The organism is Planktosalinus sp. (assembly GCF_059864935.1).
This window is the reverse complement of sequence record NZ_JCBCCK010000309.1, coordinates 1-7,739: the sequence shown is the minus strand read 5'-3', so window position 1 is coordinate 7,739 and position 7,739 is coordinate 1. Positions and strand designations below refer to the sequence as shown.

The 7,739-nt window shown below is 37.5% G+C and carries 9 protein-coding genes; 6 read left to right on the top strand and 3 right to left on the bottom strand.

Features of this window, described 5'->3' with window-relative positions:
• Together AC6F75_RS10035 and AC6F75_RS10030 are read left to right on the top strand one after the other, a co-directional pair.
• Window positions 1-557, top strand: a 557-nt coding sequence (locus AC6F75_RS10035; protein ID WP_500714891.1) for a DUF8484 domain-containing protein, incomplete at its 5' end; no start/stop codon positions are given.
• Window positions 554-1,168: a TRIC cation channel family protein gene (locus AC6F75_RS10030; RefSeq protein WP_500714890.1), complete on the top strand. Its 615-nt coding sequence runs from the start codon at window positions 554-556 to the stop codon at window positions 1,166-1,168. The genes AC6F75_RS10035 and AC6F75_RS10030, both read left to right, overlap by 4 nt.
• Here the strand turns inward: AC6F75_RS10030 and AC6F75_RS10025 are convergent.
• Window positions 1,165-1,878 (bottom strand): peptidylprolyl isomerase, encoded by a 714-nt coding sequence (locus AC6F75_RS10025; protein ID WP_500714889.1) that lies wholly within the window; start codon window positions 1,876-1,878, stop codon window positions 1,165-1,167. The two genes, AC6F75_RS10030 and AC6F75_RS10025, sit on opposite strands and share 4 nt — an antisense overlap.
• 47 nt (window positions 1,879-1,925) lie before the next feature.
• Between AC6F75_RS10025 and AC6F75_RS10020 the strand changes: the two genes are divergently transcribed.
• Both AC6F75_RS10020 and AC6F75_RS10015 read left to right on the top strand, forming a co-directional pair.
• Entirely contained in the window at window positions 1,926-2,522 is a 597-nt protein-coding gene (locus tag AC6F75_RS10020; protein ID WP_500714888.1) for an NUDIX domain-containing protein, read from the top strand.
• A gap of 56 nt (window positions 2,523-2,578) precedes the next feature.
• Window positions 2,579-3,382: a 1-acyl-sn-glycerol-3-phosphate acyltransferase gene (locus AC6F75_RS10015; RefSeq protein ID WP_500714887.1), complete on the top strand. Its 804-nt coding sequence runs from the start codon at window positions 2,579-2,581 to the stop codon at window positions 3,380-3,382.
• Here the strand turns inward: AC6F75_RS10015 and AC6F75_RS10010 are convergent.
• The gene (locus AC6F75_RS10010; RefSeq protein ID WP_500714886.1) at window positions 3,379-4,515 is read right to left on the bottom strand and encodes a GTP cyclohydrolase; all 1,137 of its coding nucleotides are present in this window, start codon (window positions 4,513-4,515) and stop codon (window positions 3,379-3,381) included. The genes AC6F75_RS10015 and AC6F75_RS10010 overlap by 4 nt on opposite strands.
• Window positions 4,516-4,523: 8 nt before the next feature.
• Window positions 4,524-5,423, bottom strand: a complete 900-nt coding sequence (locus tag AC6F75_RS10005; protein WP_500714885.1) for a transporter — start codon at window positions 5,421-5,423, stop codon at window positions 4,524-4,526.
• Between the two features lie 118 nt (window positions 5,424-5,541).
• Here AC6F75_RS10005 and AC6F75_RS10000 point away from each other — a divergent pair, with 118 nt between their 5' ends.
• Together AC6F75_RS10000 and AC6F75_RS09995 are read left to right on the top strand one after the other, a co-directional pair.
• Complete coding sequence (locus tag AC6F75_RS10000; RefSeq protein ID WP_500714884.1) at window positions 5,542-5,802, top strand: DUF4834 family protein; 261 nt, start codon at window positions 5,542-5,544, stop codon at window positions 5,800-5,802.
• Between the two features lie 24 nt (window positions 5,803-5,826).
• Window positions 5,827-7,739, top strand: a 1,913-nt coding sequence (locus AC6F75_RS09995; protein ID WP_500714883.1) for a hypothetical protein, incomplete at its 3' end; no start/stop codon positions are given.

Genomic DNA, 7,739 nt, shown 5'->3' with positions numbered 1-7,739 from the left:
GAAGTATATTTTTGCTTATTATGACAATCGGGTTGCCTGTTTTTCTTTATCATTTGCTTTGGGAAACCCTTTGGAACGGACAAACACCCGGAAAAGCAGTAATGAAAATAAGGGTGGTAAAACTGGATGGTTCAAAGCCTGCATTGTCAAATTACTTATTGCGATGGTTGCTACGATTGATCGATATCAGTTTTACAAGTGGAGCGGTGGCTGTGGTAACCATTTTACTTAACGGAAAAGGGCAGCGTTTGGGTGACATTGCCGCTACAACAACAGTAATTTCAGAGAAAAAAAATACCGGCATCACCACACTCAGGCACATTGAAGTGGCCGAAGATTATGTGCCCAAATACCCACAAGTCACTGTTTTTAATGACAGCGAGATACAAACCATCAAAAAACTTTTTTTTGAAGCAAAATTTGTCGGAAATCACAAAGTTATTTTAAAACTTTCTGCTAAATCTGCTGAAATAATGCAAGTTAATTTTGATGAAAAACCTATTGACTTTTTAGAGCGCATCATTAAAGATTATGCCTTTTACACCCAAAATGTATGAGTTTATTTTTAATCATAGATATACTGGGTACTGTGGCATTTGCTATATCAGGAGTGCTCACCGCTATGCACAAACGCCTGGATTTGTTTGGTATTTTTATCATTGCCTTTGTCACCTCAGTGGGCGGTGGAACCCTGCGCGATGTATTGCTGGATGTCAACATCGTGTGGATGCACAATATGACCTATGTGTATGTTATTTTCTTTTCGGCGGTGTTTGCCATTATTTTCAGGAACAAGCTCAATTACTTCAGGCGGACCCTGTTTTTGTTTGACACGATAGGAATTGCACTCTTTACCATGGTGGGCATAGAAAAAGGTGTGCAAATGGATTTACACCCTATTATATGTGTTTCACTAGGTACGATGTCTGCGTGTTTTGGAGGTGTAATCAGGGATATTTTGTGCAACGAAATACCCATTATTTTCAGAAAAGAAATTTATGCCACGGCCTGTATTTTAGGTGGGCTATTTTATTTCCTGCTGGAACTCACACCTATGGACCCTAGTTGGATAGTCATTATATCAGGCTCTGTGGTGATTACGGTAAGACTTCTTGCAGTGAAGTTTAAATTGTCTTTACCCTCAGTTTATCCAAAAGGACAGAACTAATCTTTAATTAATGCATTGATATTTACGTTATACAACGGCCAGTCACCTTCATCGGTGTCGAGTGCTGCAATTTTATCTACCACACCCATTCCTGAAATTACCTTTCCAAAAACCGTATAGTTAGAGTCAAGATGATGTGCTCCGTTTTTGCTTTGAACAACATAAAACTCAAACGATGAGGAGCGGTCGTCGGGGTTATCCCTATATTCCTTTGCTGCTGCTAATGCACCACGGTTGTGGCGGTGAATGATTTCTGCAGGCAAGGTGTAACTGCCCATGCGCCCCCTCATTCTTGCGGTAGAAACGCGGTCACTGTTTCCTCCCTGAATCATAAAATTCTTGACCACTCTGTGAAAAACGGTTGTGTTTAAGTATCCACTTTTTATTAGATAAATAAAATGAGCGCGATGCAAGGGGGTGTTGTTGTAGAGTTCAAGCTCAATGTTGCCGTGTTCGGTTTCAAAAGTTACAAAGCGTTCGGGATTGTTTTTGCCAAATTCAATTAAAAATTCCTCAACACTGTTGTTTGTGAGATTTACTAATGGGTATAAAGTATCCTTAATTTCCTCAGGTTCAGTTTGCGGGACACTTAGTTGTTTTATTTCTACGGTTTCTTCAATGGTAGTTCCACTTTTTTCAGGGGTATTTTTTTTATCTTCACAATTCAGAAAAAGAACTAAAGAACATAAAATAACAAGATATTGTTTCATCAATGGAGTTTAACAGGTTTAAAACATCGCTTTCAAAGTTAAAAAATTTGGAATTACCGGGAGAAGAAATTCAGTTGAAAATGGCTCCTATGGAACGCATTGAAGAGTTGAAGCGCCTAGCAATAAGTAAAAACAATGCCAGTAAGGCAGGAGTGATGGTGCTTTTTTATCCTTCTGAAAGCAACATTACACGTTTTGTTTTGATTTTACGCAGAACATATCGAGGTGTACATTCCGGTCAGGTGGGTTTTCCAGGTGGCAGATATGAACCTCAGGATAGAGACTTATTAAATACAGCTTTACGCGAAACTGAAGAAGAAGTGGGCATACCAAGAGACCAAGTAAGTGTGATTAAGCAACTCACAGAAATGTACATTCCGCCCAGCAATTTTATTGTACATCCTTATATTGGTTATACAGACACCAACCCTAAATTTGTGCTTCAGGAAGATGAAGTGGAATCAATTATAGAGGTGGATTTAAACCATTTTCTGGATGACAGTATAATAATTTCAAAAAAGTTAACCACTTCATATGCTGTTGAAATTGATGTGCCTGCTTTTCATCTCAATGGACATGTGGTTTGGGGGGCTACTGCAATGATTCTAAGTGAGGTGAGACATCTCATACAAAAGATTTTATAAATTTACTTTTTAGTATCTTTGCAGCTTGTAATCTTCCAAAAGAAACAAACAATTTTATGGGATTGATTAAACGTAATCCTTTCGGACACATACTTTTCTATAAACTTTGGTTAATCAGGTTTATGGGAGCGATTACACATCGCAGATTTAAAGGTTTTAATGAGTTGCAAATAGATGGCTCTGAAATCTTAAGGGATTTGCCCGAAAGAAATGTGTTGTTCGTTTCAAATCATCAGACCTATTTTGCGGATGTTGTGGCAATGTTTCACGTGTTTAATGCCAGTTTGCACGGAAGGGAAGACACTATAAAAAACATTGGATATTTGTGGAGACCAAAACTTAACATTTATTATGTTGCCGCGAGTGAAACCATGAAATCAGGTTTCTTGCCGAAAATCCTTGCATATGCGGGTGCTGTTCCAATTGAAAGAACCTGGAGGGCCGGGGGCGAAGATGTCAAAAGGCAAGTAAAAATGAGCGATATTACCAATATTGGCAAGGCTCTGGATGATGGTTGGGTAATTACTTTTCCACAGGGCACAACCAAACCATGGAAACCCATTAGACGTGGAACTGCACATATAATTAAAAAATTTCAACCCATTGTAGTTCCAATTGTAATTGATGGTTTTAGGCGCTCTTTTGATAAGAAAGGAATTATGATTAAAAAAAGAGGCATACTTCAGACTATGGAGATTAAAGCTCCTCTTGATATCGATTATAAAAGTGAAACAGTTGATGATATCATTTTAAAAATTCAAATTGCCATTGAGCAACATCCTTCATTTCTCAAAGTGATCCCTGCCGAAGAAATCAAAAAAGCGGAAGAAGAAAACGTTCAAAGGCAGTGGAAATACTAAAATTTCCAGTCGTTGGTTTCCAACTTAAAAGTTTTTCTTCTCACAACTGTTTTTGGGTCAAAATTTTTCCAAAGATTTTGTAAAGCCAGATTTTCTACAAGTATTGGCGTTAATATACAATTTTTAACCCCATCCTTTTTAAACGTTTCATAATATTCCTTGAAAATTAAAGCTGTTACACCTTTGTTTTGATATTCCGGGAGTATTCCGATGAGGTAGAATAACACAGTGTCATTTTTCTTTTTGGCCTTTAAAAAATGTAAAAACCCAAACGGGAAAAGTTTGCCTTTTGACTTTTGCAGAGCTTCCGAAAAGGAGGTCATCACCACACTGAAAGCAACCAATTTTCCATCTTTATCCATCACAAACTTGATGTACTCAGGGTTGATCAGGCTAATGTATTTGTTTTTAAAATATTCCTTTTGGTGCTCAGTTATGGCTACAAACGATGAGAGAGAAGCGTATGCCTGATTAAAAACATCAAACATTTCATTCACATAAGGCAATATATCTTTTGAGGAAGTAAATGCCAGAGACTTTACACCATATTTTTGAGTAACGATTTTTTCTGCCCGGTAAAAAGTGTCCGGATTGGTAACATTATCAAATGAAAACTCATTTTCTATAAATTCCTTTTCGGTTTCAAAACCCAAATTTTCGAGATGACTGATGTAATAAGGATAATTGTACCAGGTAATCATGCTGCCCAATCTTTCAAAACCCATAGTCATTGCACCCACTTTGTCCATATTTGAAAACCCAATAGGGCCTTCGGCAAAAGCAAGGTTCTTTTCTTTTCCCTTTTCAAAAACTTTATTCAGTAATGCTTTACTCACTTCAATGTCATCTACAAAGTCAAACCAACCAAAACGAATTTTATTGATGCTTTGCGTATTGATCTCGTGCCAATTGATGATAACGGCTATCCTGCCAACAATTTCATTGTTTTTATACGCCAGATAAAACCAAACTTCCGCATTTTCAAATGCGGGATTGATGTTTTTGTCAAACCCCTGAAGTTCATCTTTGATAAGTGGTGGTACCCAGTATTTTGAATCTTTATAAAGCTCAAAAGGAAAAAGAACAAATTGTTTTAACTCCCTTTTTGACAATACTTCTTTAATGATAATCATAACTAAATTTAGTTTCGATAGGGGTCTTTTTCAGGGTGATTGTCTATTCTGAAGGAGGCACCAATCCCCACAAAAAACCTAGATGGGGTGTCTTTAAAATTTACCATAGAAAGCACATCCAATTGAAAGTCGGGCCCAAAAAGATGAGCGGCACCAAAGCGCAGGAGCTGGTCTGCGTAAAAATCATTTTTAATTCCTTGATTTTCAACAAACATTGAAAACCTGGGGTTAAATGCGTGTGTAAGAGTCAATATGTATGAATAGATTGGAAAATCGGAAGTTACCCGGTCAACAATAATGTTTGTAACAAATACAAAACCACCTTCAAAATTGTTTTGGGTCATCAATACAAATTTTGGGCTGAACCTTGGGGTTTCAGGCGGCAAAAAGGGATTGTCCTTAGTGTCAAAATTTACACCGGCATAAAAGGAAATTGCCGGAATCAACTCTTCCCATTGAAATGTATTGTTTGCCTTCCAGCTATAAATATTTGGCGCTCTTTGGTCTCTTGTTTTATAAGGGTCATATATCAGATACTTAGCTCCTAAAGTATTTGACCTAAAATTACTTTGTTTGTTTTCATTCGAATTCGAAATAAAAGGATTTGAATTATCTATGACTTTTTCAGACACATAAGACCCTGACAAGCTAATCTCCAGCCGGTCCCAAACAACTCCTTGCCGAATGGTGTAATCAATGGCAAAAGCATCTGTTTCTGTTCTTAAAAGAGAATGTTTTTCCCAGCCAATGGAGACACCGGTTTCAATTTGTGTAACACTATTGCCCACAGCAAAAGCACCCTGCGATGTTCCGGGGCGGTTTGAATTGATGATGTCTGTATATTGGGCGTTTAGGTTTACAGCACTGCTTATCAGTAAGGTAAAAACCAGAAATTTAAGTTGACGCATAAGCTTGTGATTTGTGTAAATATAAAGTTTTTTATCATTTAATTAATCCCTGAAATTTCCTTTATTTTATTTGGTTTGCCTATTTTTGGAAATTATTGAAAATCTTTAAATTTTACCGATGGTTTCGTTCTTGCAAACGCTTTTAATAATCATTTTAGTTTACTTAGCACTCAAATTTCTTTTTCGATTGCTCTTGCCCTATTTTTTAAGATATATTGCTAAAAAAGCAGCTCAGAAAATGGAGCAATCATTTTATGGCTCACGCACTGCACAATCAGAAAAAACAAAAGAAGGAAAAATAACCATAGACCACCCACCAAAAACAAACAAATCCAAGAAAAACGTGGGTGAATATGTGGATTATGAAGAAATTGACTAACTTTTCACCTGCTTAACCAACATCATGAAAAATATATTTCAAAAATTCTGGCCACATTTGGCGGTATTGGCTTTTTTTGTAATCACTTCACTAGCTTTTTTTAATCCTGTGCTTCAGGGCAAAAAACTTTTTCAAAGTGACATTGTGCAATACACCGGTATGGCCAAGCAGCACAATGATTATAGGGCAGAAACAGGAGAGGAGACTTACTGGACCAACTCGGCTTTTGGCGGAATGCCCACTTATCAACTCGGAGCGCAATACCCAAATAATTACATAAAAAAACTGGATTTAACCATCCGGTTTTTACCACGCCCGGCTGATTATTTGTTTTTGTATTTGCTTGGCTTTTATATGCTTTTGCTTTCGCTGAAAATTAATTACAAACTCGCTGCTGCAGGAGCTTTGGCCTTTGGTTTCTCTACCTATTTAATCATCATTCTGGGTGTGGGCCACAATGCAAAAGCCCATGCCATTGCTTATATGCCAATGGTCTTGGCAGGGATTTTTCTGGTGTTTAGAAAAAAATACCTGCTCGGTTTTTTTCTGACATGTATTGCCATTGCTCTTGAAATTACAGCCAATCACTTTCAAATGACTTATTACCTCTTGCTGCTTATACTTGTAATTGGAATGGTTTACCTGATTGATGCCGTAAAAAAGAAAACCTTACCCGAATACTTTAAAGCAGTGGGTATTATGACGGCAGGAGTAGTGATAGCAATTGGTTTAAATGCCACCAATATACTCGCCACCCAAGAGTATGCCAAAGAATCCACAAGAGGTGCAACAGCATTGACCATCAATCCTGACGGTAGCCCTAAAGAAAATGTCAGCGGACTTTCTAAAGAGTATATTACTGAGTATTCCTATGGAATTTTTGAATCATTCAACTTATTTATTTCCCGCTTTAAGGGAGGAGGAAATGTAGAAAATGTAGGCACAAATTCTGCAACTTATGAATACATGATGAAAAGAGGCTTAAACCCTTCACAGGCAGCAGAATTTGTTACGGCAGTACCCACTTATTGGGGGCAACAACCCATAGTTGCAGCACCGGCATACATTGGTGCGGTGGTGTTTTTTCTGGCATTTTTAGGTGTCTTTCTTTTGCGCGGAAAGCACAGGCAGTGGTTGATTGCCGGCTCTATTTTGGCTTTGATGCTTTCATGGGGAAAAAACTTCAGCTTTTTAACTGATTTGTTTATTGACTATTTCCCATTGTATAACAAATTCAGGGCGGTTTCCTCCATACAGGTTATTATAGAATTGTGTTTGCCTGTTTTGGCCATTTTTGGGGTACATAAAATGGTTTCTTCCAAAGTTTCTGAAGAAGAAAAAATGAATGCTCTTAAATATTCAGCAGGAATATTAGGCAGTCTCTGCTTGATATTTTTGTTTTTCAAAAACAGTTTTTTCGATTTTGTGGGGGCCAACGACGGACTTTACATTCAAGCTTATGGTCACGAATTTATGGATGCCATCAAAGAAGACCGAAAATCCCTGTTTTTAAAAGACACCCTGCGAAGCTTAGGCTTTGTAGTTGTTACAGCAGGACTGATGTGGATGTTCTTGAAAGACAAACTGAAACTGAATACACTTTACGTTTTGATTGGATTTTTATTCCTTTTGGATTTGGTTCCCGTTAATAAACGCTATGTAAACAGCGATAATTTTGTAGCAGCCAGACAGGTTTTAAGTCCGTTTTCTGAGTATCCTGCCGACAAGGAAATATTAAAAGACGATGGGCATTACAGGGTTTATGATTTAACAACCAATCCATTTGCAAATGCAAGGGCAAGCTTTTTTCACAATTCGCTTGGTGGCTATCACGCTGCCAAGCCCGGTAGAATGCAAGAGCTTTATGACTTTTATTTTGAAAAAGGGAAGCTGGAAGTGTTTAATATGTTTAACGTAAAGTATTTCCTTGAACAAGA